This window comes from Gemmatimonadaceae bacterium, assembly GCA_019637355.1.
GTDB lineage: Bacteria > Gemmatimonadota > Gemmatimonadetes > Gemmatimonadales > Gemmatimonadaceae > Pseudogemmatithrix.
The window spans coordinates 2626149-2649683 of sequence record JAHBVT010000001.1; the positions used below are offsets into that span (position 1 = coordinate 2626149).

At 69.9% G+C, this 23535-nt stretch carries 25 protein-coding genes; 16 read left to right on the forward strand and 9 right to left on the reverse strand.

The window, feature by feature from the left end; genetic code table 11:
- Positions 1–47: 47 nt before the first annotated feature.
- From KF689_12015 to KF689_12025, 3 genes are read right to left on the reverse strand one after another with little or no spacing between them, the layout of a single operon-like run.
- Positions 48–515, reverse strand: a complete 468-nt coding sequence (locus KF689_12015; GenBank protein ID MBX3134096.1) for a PqqD family protein — start codon at positions 513–515, stop codon at positions 48–50.
- Entirely contained in the window at positions 512–1372 is an 861-nt protein-coding gene (locus KF689_12020) for a hypothetical protein (GenBank protein MBX3134097.1), read from the reverse strand. The genes KF689_12015 and KF689_12020 overlap by 4 nt, the downstream gene beginning before the upstream one ends.
- A gap of 20 nt (positions 1373–1392) precedes the next feature.
- Entirely contained in the window at positions 1393–3603 is a 2211-nt protein-coding gene (locus KF689_12025; GenBank protein ID MBX3134098.1) for a nucleotidyltransferase family protein, read from the reverse strand.
- 41 nt (positions 3604–3644) lie between these two features.
- On the opposite strand from KF689_12025, the gene KF689_12030 reads away from it, so the two are divergent.
- Positions 3645–3929 (forward strand): DUF167 domain-containing protein, encoded by a 285-nt coding sequence (locus KF689_12030; protein ID MBX3134099.1) that lies wholly within the window; start codon positions 3645–3647, stop codon positions 3927–3929.
- A gap of 4 nt (positions 3930–3933) precedes the next feature.
- On the opposite strand, the gene soxR is transcribed toward KF689_12030, so the two are convergent.
- Positions 3934–4392 (reverse strand): redox-sensitive transcriptional activator SoxR, encoded by a 459-nt coding sequence (gene soxR, locus KF689_12035; GenBank protein ID MBX3134100.1) that lies wholly within the window; start codon positions 4390–4392, stop codon positions 3934–3936.
- Positions 4393–4494: 102 nt separating this feature from the next.
- On the opposite strand from soxR, the gene KF689_12040 reads away from it, so the two are divergent.
- Positions 4495–5010, forward strand: coding sequence for a hypothetical protein (locus KF689_12040; protein MBX3134101.1), 516 nt, complete (start codon positions 4495–4497; stop codon positions 5008–5010).
- 106 nt (positions 5011–5116) lie between these two features.
- Here the strand turns inward: KF689_12040 and KF689_12045 are convergent, their stop codons facing one another.
- Positions 5117–6949, reverse strand: a complete 1833-nt coding sequence (locus KF689_12045) for a M61 family metallopeptidase (protein MBX3134102.1) — start codon at positions 6947–6949, stop codon at positions 5117–5119.
- Between the two features lie 99 nt (positions 6950–7048).
- On the opposite strand from KF689_12045, the gene KF689_12050 reads away from it, so the two are divergent.
- Positions 7049–7561, forward strand: coding sequence for a hypothetical protein (locus tag KF689_12050; GenBank protein ID MBX3134103.1), 513 nt, complete (start codon positions 7049–7051; stop codon positions 7559–7561).
- On the opposite strand, the gene KF689_12055 is transcribed toward KF689_12050, so the two are convergent.
- From KF689_12055 to KF689_12065, 3 genes are read right to left on the reverse strand one after another with little or no spacing between them, the layout of a single operon-like run.
- Positions 7558–8391 (reverse strand): glycerophosphodiester phosphodiesterase, encoded by an 834-nt coding sequence (locus KF689_12055; GenBank protein MBX3134104.1) that lies wholly within the window; start codon positions 8389–8391, stop codon positions 7558–7560. The genes KF689_12050 and KF689_12055 overlap by 4 nt on opposite strands.
- Before the next feature lie 58 nt (positions 8392–8449).
- Complete coding sequence (solA, locus tag KF689_12060; protein ID MBX3134105.1) at positions 8450–9583, reverse strand: N-methyl-L-tryptophan oxidase; 1134 nt, start codon at positions 9581–9583, stop codon at positions 8450–8452.
- 13 nt (positions 9584–9596) lie between these two features.
- Positions 9597–10286 carry a hypothetical protein gene (locus tag KF689_12065; GenBank protein MBX3134106.1) on the reverse strand — a complete coding sequence of 230 codons (690 nt, stop codon included), beginning with the start codon at positions 10284–10286 and terminating at the stop codon, positions 9597–9599.
- 142 nt (positions 10287–10428) lie between these two features.
- Between KF689_12065 and KF689_12070 the strand changes: the two genes are divergently transcribed.
- From KF689_12070 to KF689_12085, 4 genes are read left to right on the forward strand one after another with little or no spacing between them, the layout of a single operon-like run.
- A complete protein-coding gene (locus tag KF689_12070; protein ID MBX3134107.1) occupies positions 10429–12105 on the forward strand; it encodes an amidohydrolase family protein in 1677 nt (558 codons plus the stop codon).
- A 4-nt stretch (positions 12106–12109) separates the two neighbouring features.
- On the forward strand, positions 12110–12487 hold the full coding sequence (locus KF689_12075) for a hypothetical protein (protein ID MBX3134108.1): 378 nt from the start codon (positions 12110–12112) through the stop codon (positions 12485–12487).
- Positions 12487–13407 carry an ABC transporter substrate-binding protein gene (locus KF689_12080; GenBank protein MBX3134109.1) on the forward strand — a complete coding sequence of 307 codons (921 nt, stop codon included), beginning with the start codon at positions 12487–12489 and terminating at the stop codon, positions 13405–13407. The genes KF689_12075 and KF689_12080 overlap by 1 nt, the downstream gene beginning before the upstream one ends.
- Positions 13408–13414: 7 nt before the next feature.
- The gene (locus KF689_12085; protein MBX3134110.1) at positions 13415–14485 is read left to right on the forward strand and encodes a M42 family metallopeptidase; all 1071 of its coding nucleotides are present in this window, start codon (positions 13415–13417) and stop codon (positions 14483–14485) included.
- Positions 14486–14491: 6 nt separating this feature from the next.
- Here KF689_12085 and KF689_12090 read toward each other — a convergent pair whose 3' ends face one another.
- Complete coding sequence (locus KF689_12090; protein MBX3134111.1) at positions 14492–16171, reverse strand: HEAT repeat domain-containing protein; 1680 nt, start codon at positions 16169–16171, stop codon at positions 14492–14494.
- A gap of 62 nt (positions 16172–16233) precedes the next feature.
- Between KF689_12090 and KF689_12095 the strand changes: the two genes are divergently transcribed.
- From KF689_12095 to KF689_12135, 9 genes are all read left to right on the forward strand, one after another.
- Complete coding sequence (locus KF689_12095) at positions 16234–17559, forward strand: amidohydrolase family protein (GenBank protein ID MBX3134112.1); 1326 nt, start codon at positions 16234–16236, stop codon at positions 17557–17559.
- A 2-nt stretch (positions 17560–17561) separates the two neighbouring features.
- Positions 17562–18458, forward strand: a complete 897-nt coding sequence (locus KF689_12100) for a histone deacetylase (GenBank protein MBX3134113.1) — start codon at positions 17562–17564, stop codon at positions 18456–18458.
- A gap of 3 nt (positions 18459–18461) precedes the next feature.
- Positions 18462–19355, forward strand: a complete 894-nt coding sequence (locus KF689_12105) for an alpha/beta hydrolase (GenBank protein MBX3134114.1) — start codon at positions 18462–18464, stop codon at positions 19353–19355.
- The gene (locus KF689_12110) at positions 19356–19811 is read left to right on the forward strand and encodes a hypothetical protein (protein MBX3134115.1); all 456 of its coding nucleotides are present in this window, start codon (positions 19356–19358) and stop codon (positions 19809–19811) included. It abuts the gene before it with no gap.
- Between the two features lie 127 nt (positions 19812–19938).
- Complete coding sequence (locus tag KF689_12115; GenBank protein ID MBX3134116.1) at positions 19939–21669, forward strand: hypothetical protein; 1731 nt, start codon at positions 19939–19941, stop codon at positions 21667–21669.
- Entirely contained in the window at positions 21666–22325 is a 660-nt protein-coding gene (nth, locus tag KF689_12120) for an endonuclease III (protein ID MBX3134117.1), read from the forward strand. The genes KF689_12115 and nth overlap by 4 nt, the downstream gene beginning before the upstream one ends.
- On the forward strand, positions 22325–22780 hold the full coding sequence (locus tag KF689_12125) for a hypothetical protein (GenBank protein MBX3134118.1): 456 nt from the start codon (positions 22325–22327) through the stop codon (positions 22778–22780). Before nth ends, KF689_12125 begins: the two co-directional genes overlap by 1 nt.
- 98 nt (positions 22781–22878) lie before the next feature.
- Positions 22879–23337, forward strand: a complete 459-nt coding sequence (locus KF689_12130; GenBank protein MBX3134119.1) for a peptidylprolyl isomerase — start codon at positions 22879–22881, stop codon at positions 23335–23337.
- Between the two features lie 44 nt (positions 23338–23381).
- The gene (locus KF689_12135) at positions 23382–23531 is read left to right on the forward strand and encodes a hypothetical protein (protein ID MBX3134120.1); all 150 of its coding nucleotides are present in this window, start codon (positions 23382–23384) and stop codon (positions 23529–23531) included.
- The last annotated feature ends 4 nt before the right edge of the window (positions 23532–23535 follow it).

The following is a 23535-nucleotide window of genomic DNA, read 5'->3' on the forward strand; positions in this document are numbered from 1 at the left end:
CAACTTGAGCCGATTACCCGACTACCGCCGGGTGATCGGTGCCGGCATCAGGGGAAGAACGCGCCCGAGCCGCTCCGCGAGGACGTCGGCGAGGCAGAAGCCGACAGCGACGCATCGGGCGGCAACGACGCCGAGTTGGCCATCGTCGGCGCGAAGATCCGGTCGATGGAGGGAAACAGCGGAATAGCCGCGAGGAGCTTCACGGCGTCGCGGCGGGCCATCCCGCCCGCAGCACCGGCGCCCTCGAGGCCGGAGTCCACCAAGAGCCCGTGCTCGTCGAGTTCCGCGAGCGCCCGTTCCACAACCTCGGTGGCCTCTACGTCGGCGGGCAATGCGATCTCGGACGCCACAAGCACGGCAATCTCGGCGATCGTGTTCTCGCCGGTGCAGTGCCGCCAGACAATGCTCGACAGCGCGTTGAGCCGGCGGGCCGATTCGTCGCTGCCATCATAGACCAGCGTTTCGTCGCCGACGCGCTGGGTGACGAGATTGTCCTTGCGGGCAACTGGCTTCATAGCTCCGTCCGAATACGAGTGAAAGGGTCCCCGATCCCCGCCGAGGACTGCAGGATTGCGAGGACGCAAGTTGTCGCGTCACCTCGGCCCCCCGCAAGTGCAAAACTGCCCTTTGTGGCCTCGGCAAGCGCGGCAAGCGCGAACGCCGGCTTGCTGCGTGCCGTCAGCGTATGGCTGAACAGGGCCATCACCGCGTCCCCGGGGCTCAAGGGTCGCGGCGCCCACACCCCACCCGGTTCGTACGCCGTTGCAATAAGGAGCCGCATCGGCGCCGGTTCGTCCGCAGGCGGCCCGACCAACGCCTCTCGGTGCCGCCGATGCGTGCCTTGGCGCACGGAGATCCGTCGCGGGTACGGCCAGGCCTGGCCCGCCGCATCGAAGACGGCGTACTCATCCGACCAATACTCCGCACCCGCATCGACCAAGGCGCGCACCAGCGTCGTCTTGCCGCTGGCGCTCCGCCCCGGCAGCACGATGGTCCCAGAGCCGGTGCGCACCACACCGGCGTGCACGAAAACGTGAGTCGTGGTGCGGCTCGCGACGGCGAGGCGGAGCGCATCCTCCAGGGCCTCGAGCACCGGACCGAGCCGGATTCCCTCAGCGATGATGGCGGACTGCCGCAGGAGACGATGCCGTGGCGCACCGACGCGACTCGGCACACTGCGCTGCAGCGTGAACCATTCCTCGACCGCGGCCGTCGAAGGCACCGCGCACGGGGGCAGCGCCTCGCGCGTACGATCGAGCAGGGCTTCGTCGTGCGAGCGCACCCCGAGCGTGACCCCGAACGCCGTAAACACCAATCGGTGCGGGGCGGCTTCGATGAGCGGAAACGCCGGCGGGAGGACGGGCCGAGGCACAGAGCGTCGTGTTGGGGAGTTCACGGCGCCGGCAGTCCGCGACGCCCCCGGCGCGCCGCCTCACTGAGCACGCGCACGGGTCGAATCGCATAGTACGCCACGTGCAGCCACGAAGGCAGCGGGACCACCGCCCAATCCAGATAGGATGGTCGCGCAGCGTCGAGGAGGTTCGGGAGTGTCGCGCCGCGGAGCCTGAGTCGCTCGCCGAGCAGTCGCCACGGTCGCTGGCGATCGAACACGCGCACGGAATCCCAGTCTCGCTCAAAGCGCAGGAGGGCTTCCGTCACGAAGCGGCGATCGGCTGCGGGCAACGGACGCAGGCCACGCGCGGCAACGGGGACGCTTCCCCACACGAGACGGATCAGCTCAAGGGCGTTCGCCAACGCCTGCTGCCCGTGGACCCGTTCGAGATGCTCCTGCATCCGCGCGGCGTCAGCGTCTTGCATCAGTTGGAGGCCCGCGTCGATGTCCACCAGCCAGCGCAGCATCTTCCAGATGGACTTCTCGCCGTGCGTGACGAGCATCGCCATCGTGTCGCCCAATGGCGATCCCAGCGCCGTCGGTTCGCCTCCGATGCCTGGCAGCGCGTCGGCGAGGAGTTCTTCGGTCGACAGCGTCGCGCCGGACGGCCCGGCGTGCCAGTGCAGGTCGATGGCGACGCCGTCGGCCGAGCCCAACGCGAGCTCCACCGTGCTCGCGAGCACCCGCTCGAGCCCCACGTGGCGAATCGCGCGCTCCCAGCTGCGGGTCAGGTGAAAGCCGAGCGACCGCAGGACGTCGATTGTCGCCGCGACGTCGCGTGCGTGCACGAGGAAGTCGAGATCCCCGACCACGCGCTGACCGGTGCCTCCGTAGAGCAGGAAGGCGACGTGGAACCCCTTCAGGGTCAGCGCCTTGATGCCGGCCTCGGCGAGGGCTTGGTTGATGCGACGCCAGCGGGCGAACTTGATCAGCTCCCCGCCGACTTGGTTCAGTCGTGCGACGCGCAGGTCCACCAGCGCGACAGCCCCGACGTTCCCGTCCACTCGTTCAAGTGCCGAGGCAACAGGCGCCGCGAGCCCGTGGAAGATCGCCAGATCGCGCACGCGGTTCCAATCGAAGTCCGCGGTCGGCAGGTCCGCGACGACCTGCGCCGATCGCTCGGCGCGCGCGCACGCCGCGACGAAGCAAAGTTCGGGTGAGACTTCCCCGGGTGGCCTCGTCCGGACGTTCGTCGCGATGCTGGCAGACGTCGTGCTGGGCGCGGCATCGAGGCCGAGCAGCCGAAGCGTGTGCTCGGCGATCGCGGGATACGCCAGGTGCTCGTCATAGTACCGACGCGCGTTGGATGCGATGCGGCGGAGCGTCGGCTCGTCGTTCCGCACGCGACGATAGGTGGCGAGCAAGTCGGCCGCGAGACGCTCGGGATCCTTCGGGTGGTCCGGGTACTGATGTGGCGGCCCCAGTGGTTCGAAGGGCACGCCGATGTAGTGCTCACCAGCGACCAGCGGCACGGCCAACTCCGCCTGGAGCATCGGCCGCAGCACCGGAACACCGAGCCGGAAGCATTCGATGTCGCGGTGGCACAAGTCGCCCGCACCCGGCAGGGACAAGGCGACTTGCGACATCGCCAGCTTCCGGAAGTATTGGTCTGCCGGGACATCTCGTTTGTCGTCAGGTGCCCAACAGTCGATGTCGACGTCGTCCGCCGGCTGCGCGAGCCGCGCGAGGTGCAGTGCAGCGTCGCGAGCAGGCGAATGCAGGCCGCGGAAGTACAGGCCGCGGCGATTTCGCTGCGGCGCGGGCCCGGTGGCGGACTCCTGCCAATAGCGGGTGCGGTAGAGCCACGGACGCACCGGCGAGCGCTCGAGGCTGCCCCACGAGTCGCGGAAGCCTTCCGTCGCGTCGATCTCCGCTCGCAGACGGCTCGGAATGAACTGGCCAGCCAGCAGTTGCGAGACGCGATCCGGCCGGAACCCGAACGCGCGAAAATGGTCGAGGGGATGATCGTGCATCGTCACGACGCGCAACATTCCGTCGGACTCGTCTTGCAGGACGAGCGAGTACCAGTGGACTTCAATCTGGCCGCCGTGGACGGCGTAGACGGGAGCGGCCCGCGCGGACGTGCCGATCGGCTGCGCCAGTCGCAGGCGGTATCGCGGCGCCAAGTGCTCCCGGACGAACCGCTCGGTGAACTCCCAGAACCAGTCCCCGGGGTGCCGATTCGGGACGTAGACGATGAGCGCTGCCATACTTAGTGAATCTAGGCGACCACGTCCTCTCGGCGGCACCAGTGACCAGCACCAGACTCCCCATCAAAGTCGTCCCCGGCGCATCACGCAGTCACATCGCCGGCTGGCTCGGCGATACCCTCAAGATTCGCGTCGCCGCAGCGCCCGAGCGCGGCAAGGCAAACGCGGCAGTCGAGGCGCTGCTGGCCGACGTCCTCGCCATTCCCAGCGGCGCGGCCAGGATCGTCGCTGGCGGATCTTCGCCTCGCAAGATCGTGGAGATCAGCGGACTCTCTGAAGTTGAGGTGCAACGAAGGCTCTCAGACGCCGCGGCGAAATCTGGTTGAGCGGTTATTCGGAGGATTCCCTCGGCTCATCCCCGAGCCAGAACCTCGGTCCCGCGCCGCGGGCCGCCGCCTCGTCGCCGGGATTCAGGATGTGGCAGCGCTCAAGGGATAGGCATCCGCACCCGATGCAATCGCTGAGGCCGCGGCGAAGGCGCTGAAGCTCCTCCATCCGCTTGTCGATCCGCGCGGTCCACCGCCGCGACAAACGCTTCCAGTCGGCCTCCGTTGGCGCGCGGCCCGCCAACGACTCGATCTCGCGCCGCACCTCGTCGAGCGAGAGGCCGATGCGCTGCGCGAAGACGATGAAGGCGACCTGCCGGATGGTGCCGCGCCAATACCGCCGGTGACCTGACGCGCTGCGCTGCGGGCGGATGAGTTGGCGCCCTTCATAGAAACGCAGCGCCGACGTCGAGACACCCGTGCGTCGCGAAAGTTCTCCGATGGTGAGCAGCGGGGCCTGCATCGGTCCAAGGTACGTGGGGGGAGCCCTTGACTTCAACCTTGGTTGAAGAATTAGAGTTGACGCACGCGAGTAATCCACGGCAATCCCTCCCTCTGAGCGTCTATGCCTATCGAGTTCCTCATTCTCCGCTTCGTACACGTGTTCGGCGGGCTGCTTTGGGTTGGCAGCGCGCTCTTCAGCAGTTGGTTCCTGCTCCCGGCGCTCGCAGGCGCCGGTCCGGCTGCCGCCGGTCCCGTGTTCGCACAGCTCGCGAAGCGGCGGATGATGACGTTTATGCCCGCCGTCGCGATCCTCACCCTGCTCAGCGGGCTACGCCTCCTGATGCTCGTCTCGGGAGGCAACGCGGCCGCCTACCTCGCCACCAGGAGCGGCGGCGCCTTCGCGCTCTCGGGCGGCGCAGCCCTCCTTGCCTTCGGGTTGGGGATGGCCATTGCGCGGCCGTCCGCGATGCGCGCCGGGAAGCTCACGGCAGCGCTCGCAAACGCGTCCGAGCTGGAGCAGGCTGGCCTCAGTCGCGCACTTGCGGCGGAACGTCGACGAGGCGCGATCGCGACCAACATCTCGATGGCACTGTTGATCATCGGGGCCGGCGGGATGGCGCTCGCGAGGTACCTCTGATGCCGCGCACGTCGAGCCCCCTCGTTGCCGGCAATCATCGCCGATGCGGTCCGCCTCTCCCTGCACTGGCTGGACCACGAGCCCCCTCACCTCACCAACGCTCACCTCACGGCCGCGGAACCCCCTGAATGATCCCACTCCGAATCCTCCGCGCCTTCACTCCCGCATTCGGATCCGGCTCGATTCGCCGCTCCACGCGTCGGTCAATCTCCACCCGCGCCGTGAGCGTGAGCCGCTTCCCGTCGCGGATGAGCACGATCGGCACGCTCGCCCCCGGCCGCGCGCCCCACACGGCGCGCCAGCGCCGGCCGAACTCGGGATCGCGCGTGGACGTCCCGCCGATCTCCACCAACACGTCGCCGTAGTCCACGCCGGCGCGCGCGGCCATTCCGTCGGGATCGAGGCCGGTGACGATCACGCCCTCAGGATGGCCGCGCAGCAACGCGCCGAGTCGCGGCTCGCTGATGCTGTCCTGCGCGAGGCGCCAGCCGGCGCGCGGGAGCCACTGCGCCCACGGATAGGGATCGCGCCCGTCGATGAAGCGCCGCTCGAAGTCGCCCCAGGCGCGGCCGCGCGTGGCGCGCGCGACGGCGTTCCAGAAATCGTCGTGCGTGAAGCCGCGTCCCTTGGCCGCGGCGTTGTCCCAGAGCTCGCGCAGCACGTGGTCAAGCGAGCGGGCGTTGTCGGAGGCGTCCCGGATGAGGATGTCGAGCGCGAAGCCGGCCAACGAGCCCTTGTCATAGTACAGGTCATCGGTGCCGTCGCGCACGCCGAGCCAAGCCTGCAGCGAGGCGTCCTCGAGCGACGTCGGCGGGCGCGCCTCGACGCCTTCGATCTTGCCCAACGTGACTTCGAGGAACGCCGCCTCGTCGCTGAGTCCGCTGCGCAGCAGTGCGAGGTCGGCGTAGTAGTCGGTGATGCCTTCGCTCATCCAGAGCCAGGGCGTGGGTTGCGGCACGTCATACCGATACGGCCACATCTCGGCCGGCCGCAGGCGCTTCACGTTCCACGCGTGCACGAGTTCGTGCGCGTGTACGGCCAGGACGAAGGGTTCGTCGAGGAACGGCGTGCCCACCAACGCCAGCTCACTTTCGGAGTGCTCAAGCGCGCTCATCCCGCCGACTTCGTCGTGCGCCACCTGCAGCACGGTATAGCGCTGCCAGGGCACGGTGCCGAACACGGCGGCGATCGGCTCGACGCTGCGCGTCAGCGCGTCCCAGAGTGCGGCCCGACGCGCGCCGGCCACGCTGCCCTCGGGCCAGGTCGCGAGCCGCATCCACTTGTCGGCCACGAGTGCGCTGTCGAGGTCATAGCGCCCGACGAACACCGGATGGTCGAGCAGGTCGTGCACGTCGGCGGCGCGGAAGCTGTTGGGCGCATCGCCGGGCGCCATCGCCGTGGTCACGCGCCACTCGGCCTCGGTGCGCACGCTCACCTGCACCGGCGTGTCCGGACGTCCCTCTACATATAGAAAGACGTTCGTGCCGTTGAAGAAGGCGAAGTCCTCGCTGCTCCAGCTCGCGGCCACGTCGAGGATGTCCGCCCGCACGCGGTAGCGCAGCTCGATCACCCCGGCGCGCCGCGGCGTGATGCGCCAGGTGTCGGGGTCGAGCTTGTCCCAGCGCAGCGGCAGCCCGCCCTGCGTGGCGCTGAAGCCGCTCACGCCGCGGGCATAGTTGGCGATCGAATACGACCCAGGCGTCCACGCGGCCATCGAGAGCAGGACGGGACCGAGCTCACGCACCGTCACCGTCAGCCGCGTGACGACCTCGAGCTCGGCCTCTGCGAGCTGCGCGCGGCCGGCGAGCACCTCCACCTGCATCTCGGTGACCGCGACCGAGCGCGGCGCCCGCTCCTGGGCGGGGAGGGCCGCGGCCGCGAGCGCGAGGATCAGCCCCAGCGGGGCGAGGCGGCCGAGTCGTGGCGGACGGCGGAGCATAGGCCGTGTAGGCTCGGTGGCCGCAGGGGGTCCCCGCAAGGGGTCCGTGGCCTTTGGTGGGGGTGGCTCGTCAGAATGTCGTATCCCACCTTACCTGCTATGACTTCGCCTACGACTGGCCGTACCCGCGCCCAAGAGAGCAAGCGCATCCACGTGGTGCTCCGTGATGCGACACTGCTCGAGGGTTCGATCTACATCGCCGAGGATATGTCGCTCGTCGCATTCCTCGGCAACCGCAAGGGCGGTTATATGAATATGGTGGATGCCCGCCGGCCGAAGCTGCAGGAGGCGCCGGGGCATCTCATCGTCCAGACTGATCTTGTCGTCTTGGTCTCCGCACCGGACGGCAACGTCCAAGTGGTCGGCGCGGCTGGCGCAGGCGCCGGCGAGCGCGAGGTGGAGGTGTACCTGATCGGCGGCAAGGCGTTCAAGGGCGTGATGTACGTCGCGCCGATGCAACGGATGAGCGACTACTTGCACCACTGCGGCAAGTTCGTGGGGCTCGCTCGGGCCACCGTCGTCGCCGACGGTGCGGACATCGGCGATGTGGCCATCAACACCTCGGCCATCGCGATGATCCGCGAGGCGCGGCCGCCCGCCGTCGAGGGCTAACGCCCGAGCAACCGCAGCAGCAGGGCCGGCCGGTCGGTGAACATCCCGTCCACGCCTAGCTCCAGCATATAGGACATCACGGGCTCGTCGTTCACCGTGTACGGGTGGACGACGAGCCCGCGCCGTTGGGCGCCGCGCACGAGGTCTGCATTGAGAATGCGCCGCGAGGGACCGAAGCCCACCGCGTACTCGGCGATGCGCTTGAGCGTGGAGTCGCGAGCCGCTGCCGGGATTGGATCCTCCCAGAGCTGCACCAAGCGCAGCTCGGGCTCCAGCGCGTGCAGACGCTCGAGACTCGCGGGGCTAAACGACTGCACGAGCACGCGCTCGCGGTCCGCCCCCGCGCCCGCCAAGCCGTGCTTGCGCAACAGCACCAGCAGCGAGTCTTCCATTCCCGGCGCCTCGGCCGGATTCTTGGTCTCTATATAGAAGCGCGCCCGATCGCCGTAGCGCTCGATCACCTCCGCCAGCGTCGGGATGCGTTCGGCGCTGAACTCAGGCCGCGCGCGCCCGGGGAACTTCTCGTTGAACCAACTCCCGATCTCGCAGCGCCGGAGTTGGGCGAGCGTCTTGTCGCGCACGAGGCCGGCGCAATCGGCAGCGGGGCCGCGCGCCGTGCGGTCCAGGGAGTCATCGTGGAACACCACGAGCTGGCCGTCGCGCGTCATCTGCAGGTCCTGCTCGATCCAATCCGCGCCCTGCCGCAGCGCGAGGTCGTAGGCGGCGAAGCTATGCTCCGGCGCGTCCCACGAAGCGCCACGGTGCGCGATTACCTGCACGTCGCGGGCGGCGCAGGCGGCGAGGGCGAAGGCCAAGAGAGGCAGGCGCATTCCGGACGTTCGCGCGGCGCTGGCGCTCGCGCAATCATCGGCGCGTCACGGTCTCGCCTCAGCCGCTGCCGAAGCGTGTGCCCAGCCGCCAGGGCGCGACGTCCACCGGTGCGTCTCGCTCCAGCACCTCGGTGGCGAGCATCTCGCCCACCGCGCTCGAGAACTTGAAGCCGAAGCCATTGCAGGCGCTCGCGAGAATCGCATCCGCGCAGTCGGGATGCCGATCAATCACGAAGTGCCCGTCGGGCGTCTTCGTGTAGAGACACACCGCGCTCTCACGGTAAGCGCCGAGGTGCTGCGGCAGGTACGAGCGCACGAGGGCGGCCGCCGGATCGATGTCATCGGCGTGCACCTCGCGATCTACATCCTCGATGCGCCCGAGGCGTCCGCTGCCGTGGCCGGCGACCTTGATGCGGCCGCCATCCTCCGGGAACGCCGCCGTCGCATAGCCGTGGCCATCGCTGAGCAGGAGTACCGGCGTCTTGCCGCGGCTCGGCGCGCCGGCGGGGACGTCGAACCAATGCTGCGTCACGCGCTCGACCTGCGTCGCCACGCCGACCTCCTCCAGCATCTCGCCCATCCACGGCCCGCTGCAGAACACGACGCGGTCGGCGCGCACCTTGGCGATCGTCGTGCTGAGGCCCACGCCGCCGCCGTGCAGCGGCGCCCAGTCCGTGACTTCGCAGTCGAACACGAACTCCGCGCCGAAGCCCGCGGCCACACGCAGTTGGTCGGCGACGATGCGCTCGGGGAACAGCACACCGGCGGCGGGATCCACCACGCCCACCATTCCCTCCGGCACCTGCAACTCCGGCCAGCGGCGGGCCATCTCCGCGCGGTCGAGCAGCTCGTGCGCGAGGCCTGCGTCGCGCGCCGAGCGCAGCGTGCCATCGATGAAGTACTCGCGCTCGTGGCCGATGAACAATCCGCCGCAGGGGTCGAAGTAGCGCGTGCCGGTCTCGGCGGCCAGCGCGCGCCACAGCTCCTGTGCCCGCGCTACCAGCGGCAGGTACTGCTGGCCTTCCCAGGCCGTCGCGCGCGTGACGCGCGAGCCGCCGTGCGTGGAGCCCATCGCGTGGGGCGGATGCCAGCGGTCAATGCCGACGACTTCGGCACCCGCGCGAGCCAGGTGGAGTGCCGTCGCACTGCCGACGGCACCCAACCCGACCACGATGACGCTGGGGCGGCTCATCCGCCCAAACTAGCTAGCGATACTGGAACTTGTAGGTGAAGCCCGCCTCGAGGACCGGACCCTGATACGTGCGTTCACCGCCGAAGTCCTGGAGGAAGCGCGTCCACTGGTAGCGACCGCCCAGGGTGAGCGCGAGCGAGTTGCTGAACCACCACTCCGCGCCGACGCCGCCCTGCAGCGAGAAGCCGGGCACGATGCCGACGCCCGAGCCGCCGGCCGAGCCGCCGAGGATGCCGCCGCCGCTGGTCTCGCGGTCGTCGATGCCCAGCGTGAAGCCGGCGCCGCCGAGCAGCCAGGGCTCGAAGGTCGCACCCGCGTCAGTGGCCGGGAAGAAGCGGATGTTGGTCGTCTGCGCGACGACCCAGCTCTGCACTTCCTCGCCCGGCGTGCCGCCGAGTCCGCCAGTCGGGGGCGTGGTCTGCACGCGGCGCCAGACGCCGACGCCGTTCTCCATCGCGAGGCGAGCATCGAGGCCTTTGCGCAGGTACACGGTGATCATCGGCATCGTGGACGCCTCGACGCCATTCGGCGGCGTGATGCCGCGCAGGTCCCAGGGGCCGACGAGCAGGCCGGCGGCGCGGCGCGCCATCCGGGCGCGGGCCTCGGCGGCCGTCTCGCCGCTGCGGGTGCTGTCCTGGGCGTCCAGCGAGGTCGTCAACAGTAGTCCGATGGCGCACAACGTCGCCGTGAACCGGATGTACATTTTTCTCCGTGCTCCTGATGGATGGGGGGATCCGGCAGCGCGAACGCCGCCGTCCTGCAATACCATTCGTGAATGCCCGTGTTCCAGCACGCGTCCGCGTCACCGCGGGCCCGTGATACGCCTCACTCCGATGACTTCGCCTATGTCACGCCCAGTCACATTCCTACGCCTTGCGGCACTGCTCGCGTTCGTCACCGCCTCGCTGGGGGCGCAAGCACGCCCGGCCGACATCGTCGTGCTCAACGGCCGCATCTATACTGCGGACGCGGCGCGCCCGATTGTCGCGGCGATGGCCGTGCGCGACGGCCGCGTCGTGTTCACCGGCGACGCCGCCGGCGCACGCGCCCTTGTCGGCAACGCCACGCGCGTGCTGGACCTCCAGGGCAAGACCGTCATCCCCGGAATGACCGACGCGCACGCGCACGTGCTCGGCCTCGGCCAGCGCCTGCAGTCGGTGGATCTGTTCGAGACGCGGTCCTTTGATGAAGTCGTCGCCCGCGTGGTGGAGCGCGCGAAGGAAACGCCCAAGGGTGAGTGGATCCTCGGCCGCGGCTGGGACCAGAACGACTGGGGCAACACCTCCTGGCCCACGCACGAAGCGTTGTCGCGCGCCGTGCCCGACCATCCGGTGATGCTCACGCGCGTGGACGGACACGCCGGCATCGCCAACGCCGCGGCGATGCGCGCTGCCAGTCTCACGCGCAGCACCCGCAGCCCCGCCGGCGGAGAGATCATCAAGGACGCGCAGGGGAATCCCACCGGCGTGCTCATCGACAACGCCCAGCGCCTGGTGTCGGCGGTGATTCCGCCGGCGACACGGGCGCAGGTGAAGGAGATGCTCGAGGACGCCATCGCCGAGATGCATCGCTGGGGCCTCACCGGCGTGCACGATGCCGGCGCCTCGGCGCAGACGCTCGAGCTCTACGAGGAGCTGGGCCGCGAGGGCAAGCTCAACATCCGCCTGTACGCGATGATCTCGGACCACGCGCCGACAATCGAGGCCTGGTTCCGCCGCGGCCCGCTCGTCGGCGGCTACGACGGCACGCTCTGGGTGCGGTCGATCAAGCTGTACCAGGACGGCGCGTTGGGCTCGCGCGGCGCGGCGCTGCTGGAGCCCTACAGCGACGACCCGCAGAACACCGGCCTGCTTGTCTCGCCGGCGGCGCACATCCGCGAGGTGGCCGATCGCGCGTTGGTGGCCGGCTTCCAGGTGAACTCGCACGCCATCGGCGACCGCGGCAACCGGCTGGTGCTCGACGCCTACGAAGGCGCGCTCAAGGCCCGTCCGACGGCCGACCATCGCTTCCGCGTCGAGCACGCGCAGATCCTGCATAGCGACGACATCCCGCGCTTCGCGCAGCTCGGCGTGATTCCCTCGATGCAGGCTTCGCACCAGACCAGCGATATGTATTGGGCCGGCACGCGGCTCGGCGAAGGGCGCCTCCGCGGCGCCTACGCGTGGCGTTCGCTGATCGCGTCGAACGTCATCATCCCCAACGGGTCGGACTTCCCGGTGGAGTACGTGAACCCGCTGCTCTCCTTCAAGGCCTCGGTGTCGCGGCAGGATGCCAACAACTGGCCCGCGGGCGGCTGGTATCCCGAGCAGCGGATGACGCGCGAGGAGGCCCTGCTCTCGATGTCGCTGTGGGCGGCCTACGCCGGCTTCCAGGAATCCGAGCTGGGCTCGCTGACGCCGGGCAAGCGCGCCGACTTCGTGGTGCTCGACCAGGACATTATGCGCATCGCCGCCGAGGACCTCCTCGCCACCCAAGTGCTGTCCACCTGGGTGGGCGGCCGCAGCGTCTACGAGAGGAAGTGATTCTATGGCACGCAATCTCTTCCTGATCCGCACGGCGCTGATCCTCGGCGTCTTCGGCTTCGCGGCGTTCTCGTACTTCCGCGGGGCAGAGATGGTCGGCAACGTCGACGCCGCGGCGCTCGAGATGCTGCGCTATGTGTTCTGGGGCGCGGCGGCGCTGGCTGCGGTGGTCGCCGTGCTGATCCGCGGCAGGGTCGAGTCGGCGGCGACGGCACAGCAGAAGACGTCGTTGCTCATCGTCGGCTGGGCCTTCGGCGAGGGCGCGGCGCTGTTCGGCATCGTGCTCTATATGATTGGCGGCGCCGTCAGCTCCCTGGCACTCGGCCTGCTGCTGTTCACGTTCACGCTGACGATCCTCCCCATTCCCAGGATCGAGCGCTGATGCGCGTCGTCTCGCTGCTGCCCAGCGCGACCGAGATCGTGGCCGCGCTGGGGGGCTTCGAGCAACTCGTCGGCGTCACGCACTGCTGCGATCATCCGGCGCCGGTAGCGACGTTGCCGCGGGTCACCCGCACGTCCGTCGATGCCGACGCCGCACCAGGCGCGGTGGATGCACAGGTGCGCAGCATCACGGCCGAGGGCGCGCCGCTGTACACGTTGGACGAGGCGCGCATCCGCGCGCTGCGGCCGGATCTCATCCTCACGCAGGCACTCTGCGAAGTCTGTGCGGTGATGGAAACCGACGTGCGGGCGCTGGCGGCGCGCCTCGAGCCCGTCCCGCAGGTGCTGACGCTCTCGGCCACCTCGCTGGACGGCGTGTTCGGCGACATCGCGGCGGTGGGCGCGGCACTCAGGCTCAGCGACGAGGCCAGCGAGTGGGAGGCCGGCGCGCGGATGCGGATGCGCCGCGTGCACGAGACGCTCAAGGCGGCCAAGGCGCCGCGTCCGCGCGTGGCGGTGATCGAGTGGGGCGACCCGCTCTACGCCGCGGGCCACTGGGTACCCGAGATGGTGGGGCGCGCCGGCGGCAGGGACGTGCTCGCCGTACCCGGCGAACACTCGGTGGTCACCACACTCGATGCGCTGCGCGCCGCCGACCCGGAGATCCTGCTCATTGCGCCCTGCGGCTACGACCTCCCGCGCGCCGCCGACGAAGCGGAACGACTGCTGGCCTTGCCGGGTTGGGAGTGGGTGCAGGGCCGCAGCGTGTTCGCGCTCGATGCCAATGCCTTCGCCTCGCGCCCCGGGCCGCGGCTCGTGGATGGCATTGAGGTGATGGCGCGGCTGTTCAACCCCGACCTATTCTCGCCGGTGGATCCCGCCTTCGCACGCGCGGTGCTGCCGGCGGTTCGCCCCAGCTGAGGACCCGATGCTCACGCCTGAATCCGTCTCCTTCCTCAAGCAACTGCTCGACACGCCTGGCCCCTCCGGCTACGAATCCGCCGCCGCCGCCGTGTGGCGCGCGCAGGCCACGTCCTTCGCCGACGATGTCCACGCCGACGTGCACGGCAACTCGATGGCGGTCGTCAACGCCAAGGGCGGCCCGACGATTATGCTCGCTGGCCACATCGACGAGATCGGCGTCATCGTCACGTACATCGACGACGACGGCTTCGTGTACATCGCGCCGATCGGCGGCTGGGACCCGCAGGTGCTCGTGGCCCAGCGCATCCGATTCCAGGGCCGCGACGGCGAGGTGCTCGGCGCCATCGGCAAGAAGCCGATCCACCTGATGAAGCCTGACGAGCGCGAGAAGGCGACCAAGTTCACCGACCTCTGGGTAGACATCGGTGCGACGACCAAGGCGCAGGCGGAGGCGGTGCTCTCCATCGGCGACGCGGGGGTGATCGACTCGCGCACGCTCGACTTCCCGAACGACCGCATCGTCTCGCGCGCGATCGACGACCGCATCGGCGCCTTCGTGGTGCTCGAGGCGCTGCGGCGCTACGCCGCCGAGCCGGGCGATGCGCGGGTGGTGGCGGTGGCGACGACGCAGGAGGAGATCGCCTACCGCGGCGGCGGTGCGCTGGTGGGCGCGCAGCGGGTGGACCCGGCGATGGCGATCGTGGTGGACGTGACCTTCGCCACCGACCATCCCGGCGTCGAGAAGAAGGAACTCGGCCACTCGCCGCTGGGCAGCGGGCCCGTGCTTACGCGCGGCTCGGTGATCTCGCCGGTGGCGTTCCGCATCCTGCGCGACACGGCCGAGAGTTCGCGGATCCCGTTCACGCTGCACGCCGCCGGTCGCGAGACCAGCACCGACGCCGATGCCATCCATCTCGCGCGCGAAGGCGTGGCGACGGCGCTGCTCAGCGTTCCCAACCGGTATATGCACTCGCCCAACGAGATGGTGTCGTTGGCGGACCTCGATCACGCGGCGGCGCTGATCGCGGCGGCCTGCCGCGCGGTGACGGCGCAGACGGACTTTACGGCGCGCTAAGCCGCGCTACGACGCATCCACCGCGCGGACGGCCGTCGTGCCGCGCCGCGCGGCTTGCGCCACGAGCCGCATCGCCCCTTCGCGCACTTCGCGGTCGCGGTCGTCGCGCAACATCTGCACTGCCGCCATCGCCTGCGGCGTGCGCACCAGCGCCAGCGCCGCGCAGGCCTGCAGGCGGAAGCCCGCGCCGCGATGCTTCGGGTGCAGCACCTCACCGTTGGCGCAGCGGATGAGCGCCTGCACCGCGTCGGGCGTGCCCACCGTCCCGAGCGCCGCGATGGCGGCGTAGAGCACGTCGCGCTCCGGCTCGGTGTCGAGCAGCGGTGCCAGCAGCTTCACCGCCGGCGCGCCGCGCTTACCGAGCGCCGCCACCGCGCGCAGCCGCACCACGCCTTCGTCGTCCAGCAACGACACCCCCAGCGCATCCAGCACCGCTACTGACGGAAAGTGATCGAGGGCTGCGACCACACTGCGCCGCACCTTCGCGTCGGGATGCCGCAACTGCTCCAGCACCAACTGCTCAGCGCGCGCGTCGCCGAGCGCCGCGAGCAAATCCACGGCCTGACGCACGCGCAGGTCGTCGGTGCTGCGGACCATCTCGAACAGCGCATCGTGCGTGCGTCGCATCCTACGCAGCGACTCGAGGCAGATGGCCCGCGCCTCCGGCGTCGGTGCATTCACCCACTCGTCGATCATCGCCTCAGCACCGTCGGTTCCGTAGCGATACAGGATGGCCTGCAGATGCCGCGAGGTAGCCGCGTCAGATGCCAGGCGGCGGCGCATCCCGGCCACCTGCCGCAGCACGACTGGCGTGGCCAGCTTGCGCACCGCGTGCGCGAACTCGCGGCGGCGCTCGTCGGAGCCATCGCGCTCCAACTGCGTGAACTCAATCGCCACGAGACCGGCCATCGCCTGCAGCATCGTGTCGAAGTCGCCGGTGCGGAAGGCCATATCGGCGCGGTGCACCACGCGCTCGAGCGGTGCGCGCAGGTCGGCGATGGCCTCGGCGGCGGCGAGCGTGGCGAACAGCGACTTCAGCTCGGCGTCGCCGGTCTCGGGGATGGCCAGCGCCTCGGTGAGGCGCTCGGAGCGTGGGTCGTTGGCGGGCTCTGCGGAGACCGGTTCGGGTGCGGATGCACTCTCGTCGGCCGCAGCCACGGCCTTCGCTGACGCTGCCTCCTTGACTGACGCCGATTCCTTCACCGACGGCGCTTCCTTCGCAGATGGCGCTTCCGTGATTGGCTCCGTCGCCTCACGCGCACGCAGCACGCGCGGCACGGCTTTGGCACCCACCGCCGCGGAGCGCGCCGCAAAGAATGCCGCCGGATCCGACTGATCCGGCACGGTGGCCAACAACTTCACCAGGTCGAACAGATCCGCGTCCGTCGCCGTCGACTGCAGCGTGAGCCGCTCCACACCGTACGCCGTGAAGCGCTGGGCCAGCAGGGCCGCTGCGGCCGCGTCGGCCTCGGCATCCGCGACGACCGGCGTTTCGCCGTCGGCGAGCGCGCCATCCGCGAGTACCGTTAGCTTGGCCGATGTCTTCTTGAGCGCCTTGGCCAACTTGCGCAGGCCCGGGCGCAGCTCGGGCGCGGACGCCGGCTCGGCGTGCGCGCGTGCGACCAGCCGTGCGAATCGCAGGGCGATCGGCGCTCCCTTGGTCGGGGTTGGCGCGGAGTCGGTCATCGGCGGCTGGTGCCTGGCATCGGTGCGTCATAACATACCCCCTCACCCCCGCCCCGACCACGATGCGCCCGACCCTTCTGCTCGCCGCCGCCCTTCTCGCCGCCGCGCCCCTCACCGCGCAGCACTACCCCACCGCCGGCAGCGGCACGGTCGCCATCCGTGCCGCGCGCATCATCGACGGCACGGGGGCCGCGCCGATCCAGAACGGCATCGTGCTCGTGACCGACGACCGCATCGTCGCGGTGGGGCCAGCGAGCAGCGTGCGCGTCCCCGCCGGCGCACGGCGCCTCGACCTCGGCGACGTCACGCTGATGCCCGGCTTCATCGATATGCACGTGCACTTCGTCGGCCGCGAGATCGAGGACAAGAACGCGTTCAACGCCGCGCCGCGCGACTACCCGGGCTTCGCCGCCGCACTCGGCACCGAACACGCCCGCGTGACACTGATGGCCGGCTTCACCAGCGCGCGGATGGTCGGGGCGGGCGGCTTCGAGGACGTCGGCCTGCGCTTCGCGATCGACGGCGGCTACGTGCCCGGCCCGCGCCTGCAGGTGGCCGGACACTCGCTGGGCATCACCGGCGGGCACTGCGACGAGAACAACTACCGACCCGGCCTCTTTGACGGCACGCCGGAGACGGGCATCGCCGACGGCGTGGACGAAGTGCGTCGCGCCGTGCGCTACCAGGTGAAGTACGGCGCCGACGTGATCAAGACCTGCGCCACTGCCGGTGTGCTCTCCGGTGGCACGCAGGGCATCGGTGCGTCGCAGTACTCGATGGACGAGCTGGAGGTGATGGTCGCCGAGGCGCGCACGCTGGGCCGCAAGGTGGCGGCGCACGCGCACGGCACCGAGGGCATCAAGCGCGCCGTTCTCGCTGGCGTAGCCAGCATCGAACACGGCTCCTTCCTCGACGAAGAAGGCGCGCGCCTGATGGCCGAGCGCGGGACCTATCTCGTGCCGACGCTGATGGCCGGTGAAGCCGTCGAGCGCGCCGCGGACGCCGGTGGCCTGCCGCCGTACGTCGCCGAGAAGGCCCGCGCCGCCGCAGCCGCGATGCGCAACGGCATCCGTCTCGCGCGCGCGGCCGGCGTGCCCGTCGCGCTGGGCACCGACGCCGGCGTCGGGCGCCACGGCCAGAACGGACACGAGTTCACGCTGATGGTGCAGTGGGGCGGCTACACGCCGATCGAAGCCATCGTCGCCGGCACTTCCAGCGCCGCCAAGCTGCTCGGCTGGGAAGACCGCGTCGGGACCATCCGGGCCGGCCTGCTCGCCGATCTCGTGGCCGTGCCCGGCAACCCGCTGAACGACGTCACGCTGCTCGAGCGCCCCAGCTTCGTGATGAAGGGCGGCGTCGTGTTCCGGGGCGAGGGAGCGGCGCGCTGACGCTGCACTGCTGGTCGAGCGCGCACTATGTGATCGCCCTCCCCGCAGGGCATCGATTCCCGATCGCCAAGTACGCGCTGCTGCGCGACGCCGTGCTCGCCGAGGGCGTCGTGGCGCCGGCGGCGCTGCACGATCCCTCCCGCGCACCGCGGGAAGATGTAGAACGCGTGCACGACCCGGCGTACATCGCGCGGCTGCTGCAGGGCACGATGCCGGCAGCTGAGCAGCGCACGCTGGGCTTCCCGTGGAGCGAGGGCCTGGTGGAGCGCTCCTTCCGGGCCGCCGGCGGCACGCTCGAAGCCGCCGAGCACGCGCTGCGTGCGGGCATCGCAATGAACCTCGCCGGCGGCACGCATCACGCCTTCCGCACGCACGGCGAGGGCTTCTGCGTGCTCAACGACGTGGCCGTGGCGGTGGCGGCCCTGCGCGCTCGTGGAGTGGCGCGCCGCATCGCCGTCGTGGACCTCGACGTGCACCAGGGCAACGGCACGCACGCGCTCTTCGCCGGTGACGACGACTGCTTCACCTTCTCGATGCACGGGCGGCGCAACTACCCGTTCCGGAAGGTGGCCGGACGCCTCGACGTTGAACTGGAGGACGGCACCGCCGACACCGAGTACCTCGAACGTCTTGCCGCCGCGCTGCCTGGCGTGCTCGCCGAAGCGCGGCCCGACCTCGTGTTCTATCTGGCCGGAGCCGATCCCTTCGAGGGCGACACGCTCGGCCGGCTCAAGCTCAGCTTCGACGGTCTGATGCGCCGCGACGCGCTGGTGCTCGAGGCCTGCCGTGCCGTCGGGGTGCCGGTGGCGATCGCCATTGCCGGTGGCTACGCGGCCGATGTGCGCGACACGGTGCGCATCCACGTGAACACGGCCCGCGTGGCGCGTAGCTTCCTGTAACCGATGCCACCGATCCCTCCGCCGCTCGAAGACGGCTACACCAGCAGCACGACGCTGCCGCTGTATTGGTGCCGCTATGCGCCGCCCGCGCCCGTCGGCCGCCTGATGCTGCTGCACGGCGGCCCCGGCGCGCACCACGACTACTTGCTGCCACAGATGCTCGAGCTCGCGCGCACGCACGACGTGTTGCTCTACGACCAGCGTGGCGGCGGACGCTCCAAGACCGACGACCGCACGCCCATTACCTGGCAGACGCACGTGGCCGACCTCGCCGCCGTGCTCGCCGAGCGTCACGAGGGTCCGCTGACGCTCGTCGGCTACTCCTGGGGCGCGATGCTGGCGATGCTCTATGCCATCGAGGCCGCCGCTGGACGGGTCACGCCCGCGCCAGCGCGGCTCGTGCTGATCAATCCCGCACCGCTGACCCGCGCCTGGCGGGGCGAGTTCGAAGCCGAGTTCTCGCGGCGGCAGCAGGGCGAGGCCGTCACCGCGATGCGCGCCGAGCTCGCCGCCAGCGGCCTGCGCGAACGCGACCCGGACGCCTACAAGCAGCGCGCCTTCGAGCTCTCGGTGGCCGGCTACTTCGCCGACCCCTCCCGCACGCACGACCTCACGCCCTTCCGGGTCACCGGACGGGTGCAGCAATCGGTCTGGGAGTCGCTGGGCGAGTTCGACCTCCTCCCCGCCCTGCGCACGGTCCGCCTGCCCGCCCTCGTGGTCCACGGACGGCAGGACCCGATCCCCCTTGACTCGGCACAAGCCTGCGCCGAGGCCTTGGGGGCCGAGGGGGTCTGGCTGGATGACTGCGGCCACGTGCCGTATGTTGAACAGCCAGCGCAGCTCTTTGCGGCGCTGGCGGAGTTCCTCGACCGCACCGAGCCCTCACCGTCCCGCTGAATGGCGACGCAAGACGACATCATCCAGCCGTATGTGGCGACCATCGAGACCGAGGGCCGTCGCTACAACGTCTCCGTGCGCATCGTCTACGATGGCATCGAGTATATGGGTCGCCTGTGGTTCGCCGACGAATCCTGGGACGACCTCGGCCTTCCCGACCGCGGCCCCCTACCCGGCCGCTCGCGCGAGGAAGTGATCTCGCTCGCCAAGCGGATGTCGCCGCAGGAGTTGGTCAAGCGCCACCGCCGCGCCCTCGCCGAGAAGCGCCGTTTCCTCGGCCTGCGCAAGCACACCGACGAGATCCTCGCCAAGATCCGCTACCTGAACCAGGTGGCGATCTCGATGCGCGCCGGCTTGCTCGACGTCGAAGGCGCGGCGCAGGAGATCGACCTGACCGAGAAGCAGCTCCACACGCTGATCGACACGCTGTCGGAGCACGCAGGTAAGGAAGACTGACGTCGGACGTCGAATGCGGGACGGAGGACGGATGCTCAGCCTGCAGGAACCGAGCCAAGGCTGAGGAGTTGTTAGCTTGTAGCTTCCGTCATCCGTCATTCGTCCAAGCCGTCCAAGCCGTCCGAGAATGGACTCCAAAACCGCCTCCCACCTCCTCCACGAAATCGCCGCGCTGCTCGAGCTGCAGGGCGAGGACCCAGCCGTGCCGGCGCCCTTCGCCGATGCGGCGCGCTCGCTGGCGGCGGACGAGCCGCGCGCGCTCAAGGAGCTGCTGAAGCGCGATCGGCGTCGCTTCGCACCGGAGGTGCTGGAGGTCCTGGAGCAGTTGCGCGAGACCGGCGACGCCGAGTTGCTGGACCGCTTGCGCGAGAGTACGCCGGAAGGGCTCTTCGAGATGATGCGCGTGCCCGGGCTCGGCCCCTCGCGCATCCGGCGCATCCACGAAGGCCTCGGCATCGACACGCTGCAGGAGCTCGAGGACGCGGCGCGCGACGGGCGCCTCGCCAAGCTGCCGCGCTTCGGCGAGCGCACGGCCGAGCAGGTGCTGCGCGGCATCGCCTGGCTCAAGGAGAGCGGCGCCGAAGTGCTGCTGCCGCACGGCCGCGCCGAGGCCGAGCGCATCCTCGCGGCAGTGCGGCGCCAGCCGGGCGTGGTGCGGGCCGAGATCGCCGGCGCGGTGCGCCGCCACTGCGAGACGGTGCGCGACCTGGACATCGTCGCCGCCTGCGCGCGCGAGCCCGAGGCGGTGGCGGCGGCCTTCGCCCGGATGCCCGGCGTGCGCGACTCGGTCGGTAGCGGCACGCGGCACGTGGCCCTGCGCTTCGAGGACGGCGTGCGGCTGCAACTGCACTGCGTGCCGGCGGCAGAGTTCGCCGTGGCCTGGTTTCGCGCCACCGGATCGGCGGCGCACGTGCAGGAAGTCGTCGCGCGGGCCGCGCTGCGCGGCCTCACGCTCGGCGAGCACGAGCTGCGCGGTGCCGACGGGCGCGTGATCGAGCTGGCCGACGAGCCGGCGCTCTACGCCGCCATCGGCCTTCCCTGGTTGCCGCCAGAACTGCGCGAAGGGCTTGGCGAGGCCGCGGAAGCCGAGGGCGAAGGCTTCGGCGGTCTCATCACGCTCGCCGACATCCGCGGCGTGCTGCACTGCCACTCGCAGTACAGCGACGGCGGCGCGACGATCGCCGAGCTCGCGGCGGCCGCGCGCAGCTATGGCTGGAGCTACCTCGGCGTCAGCGACCATTCGCAGAGCGCGTTCTACGCCGGCGGCCTCGACGCGGAGTCGCTGGCGCGGCAGCACGATGAGATCGACGCCATCAACGCGTCCTTCCCCGACTTCCGCGTGCTCAAGGGCGTGGAGGCCGACATCCTGCCCTGCGGGCGCATCGATTATCCCACCGAGGTGCTCGACCGCTTCGACTACGTGATCGCTTCGGTGCACTCGCGCTTCGGGATGAACGAGACGCAGATGACCGAGCGCGTGCTCAAGGCGCTCGACGATCCGCACATCAGCGTGCTCGGGCATCCGACGGGCCGCTTGTTGCTCACCCGCGAGCCCTATGCGATCGATATGGACGCCGTGCTCGAGAAGGCCGGACGCCTCGGCGTGGCGGTGGAGCTGAACGCCGATCCGCACCGCCTCGACCTCGACTGGCGCCTCGCCAAGTTGGCGCGCAAGTACGGCGCGAAGATCGAGATCGGCCCTGACGCGCATTCTGTGGACGGCCTCGAGAATATGGCGCTGGGCATCGGGATGGCCCGCAAGGCCTGGCTGCGCCCGGACGACGTGATCAACACGCGCAGCGCCGAGACCTTCGTGGAGTTCGCGACGCGCCGCCGCCGCGCCGCCGCGTCGGCGTGAGACGAGCGCGAAAGCGCGGCGCGGCGCTCAAGGCCCACGCCGCCGAGGTCCATCGCAGGCTGCTCGCGCTCTACCCCGACGCGCACTGCGAGCTCGACTATCGCAATCCCTACGAGCTGGCCGTCGCGACCATCCTCTCGGCGCAGTGCACGGACAAGCGCGTGAACCTCGTGACGCCCGAGCTGTTCCGCCGCTGGCCCGACGCCGAGGCGCTCAGCGAGGCGCCGCGCGAGGAGATCGAACAGGTCATTCAGAGCACCGGCTTCTTCCGCAACAAGGCCAAGTCGCTCTCGGGTTTCGCCAAGGGCGTGGTGCGCGAGCACGGCGGCACGGTGCCCGCCGAGATGGAACCGCTCATCGCGCTGCCGGGTATCGGGCGCAAGACCGCGAACGTGGTGCTCGGGAATGCCTTCGGCATCAACGAAGGCGTCGTCGTGGACACCCACGTGCAGCGGATCGCCGGGCGACTCGGTCTCACCAAGGAGACCGACCCCGTGATGGTGGAGCGGGCGCTGATGCCGCTCTTCCCCCGCGAGGGCTGGACGATGCTCTCGCACCTGATGATCTGGCACGGCCGCCGTACCTGCGACGCACGCAAGCCCAAGTGCGGCGCCTGTACACTGGCCGATATCTGCCCCTCCGCCGAGATTGTGTGATGCCCCGCCATACCGTGTTGACCGCGACGCTGCTCGCGGCCGCCGCCACGCTTGCGGCCTGCGCCAGCCAGCCGCGCAGCCGCAACGCGCAGCTCCTCGCCGCGCCCGCCGATTCCTGCGAACTCGCCCGCGAGGACGCCGCGCTCAATCCGCGGCTCGACGTGCAGAAGGTGCCGACGCCGGTGGAGATGAACCCGCCGCCCATCCGCCGCCCCGTGCCCGCCAGCGCGCTGCGCCGCGACGGCTCGTCGAGCCTCAAGGTCGAGGTGCTCGTGGACACGCTCGGCAAGGCCGATATGAGCACCTTCACCGTCATCGAGTCCACCAGCGCCTGGCTCACCACCGGCGTCCGCAACGCCCTCGCCCGCTGGACCTTCGAGCCGGCCGAGCTCAACGGCTGCAAGGTGCCGCGGTACTATCAGTTCGTGGCGACGTCGCCGCCGAGGCGGCGGTAGGCAGACGGGGGACTTGAGACGGGAGACTTGAGGGGGACTTCGTGCTAGATTTCGGGAGCTCGTCCTCACGTCTCATGTCTCACGTCTCACGTCTCGCTATGAAGACCGCTACCTTCGAAACCAACAAGGGCACCATCACCGCCGAGCTGCACGAGAAGGACGCGCCCGGCACGGTCGCCAATTTCGAGAAGCTTGCCAACGAAGGCTTCTACGACAACATCCGCTTTCACCGCGTGATCCCTGAGTTCGTGGTGCAGGGCGGCTGCCCGAACGCCAAGATCGGCGGCACGCCCAAGGGCCCGCCGGGCACCGGCGGTCCGGGCTACAAGATCAAGTGCGAGACCGCGGGCAATCCGCAGACACACAAGGTCGGTGCCCTCTCGATGGCGCACGCCGGCAAGGATACCGGCGGCTCGCAATTCTTTATGGTGCTCAGCGAGGCCAACACGCGACACCTGAATGGCGTGCACACGGTGTTCGGCCAGATTACCGCCGGGCTGGACGTGATGAACCAGCTCACCGACCGCGACCATATGGTGACCGTTCGGGTCGCCTGAGCCTCCACTCTCTCCCGGACCCCCCAATGACTGCCGGAACTCCAATGACGGGCCGCGACACCAAGGCCCACCTCACGGGCTTCTTCGTCGGCCTCGTCGGCATCGCCATCGTCGTGCTGTCGCTCGTGTACCTCACGAACAAGAAGTTCGAAGGGCACGGCGAGCAGGCCGCAGCGACCTCGACGCAGCACTAAGTGC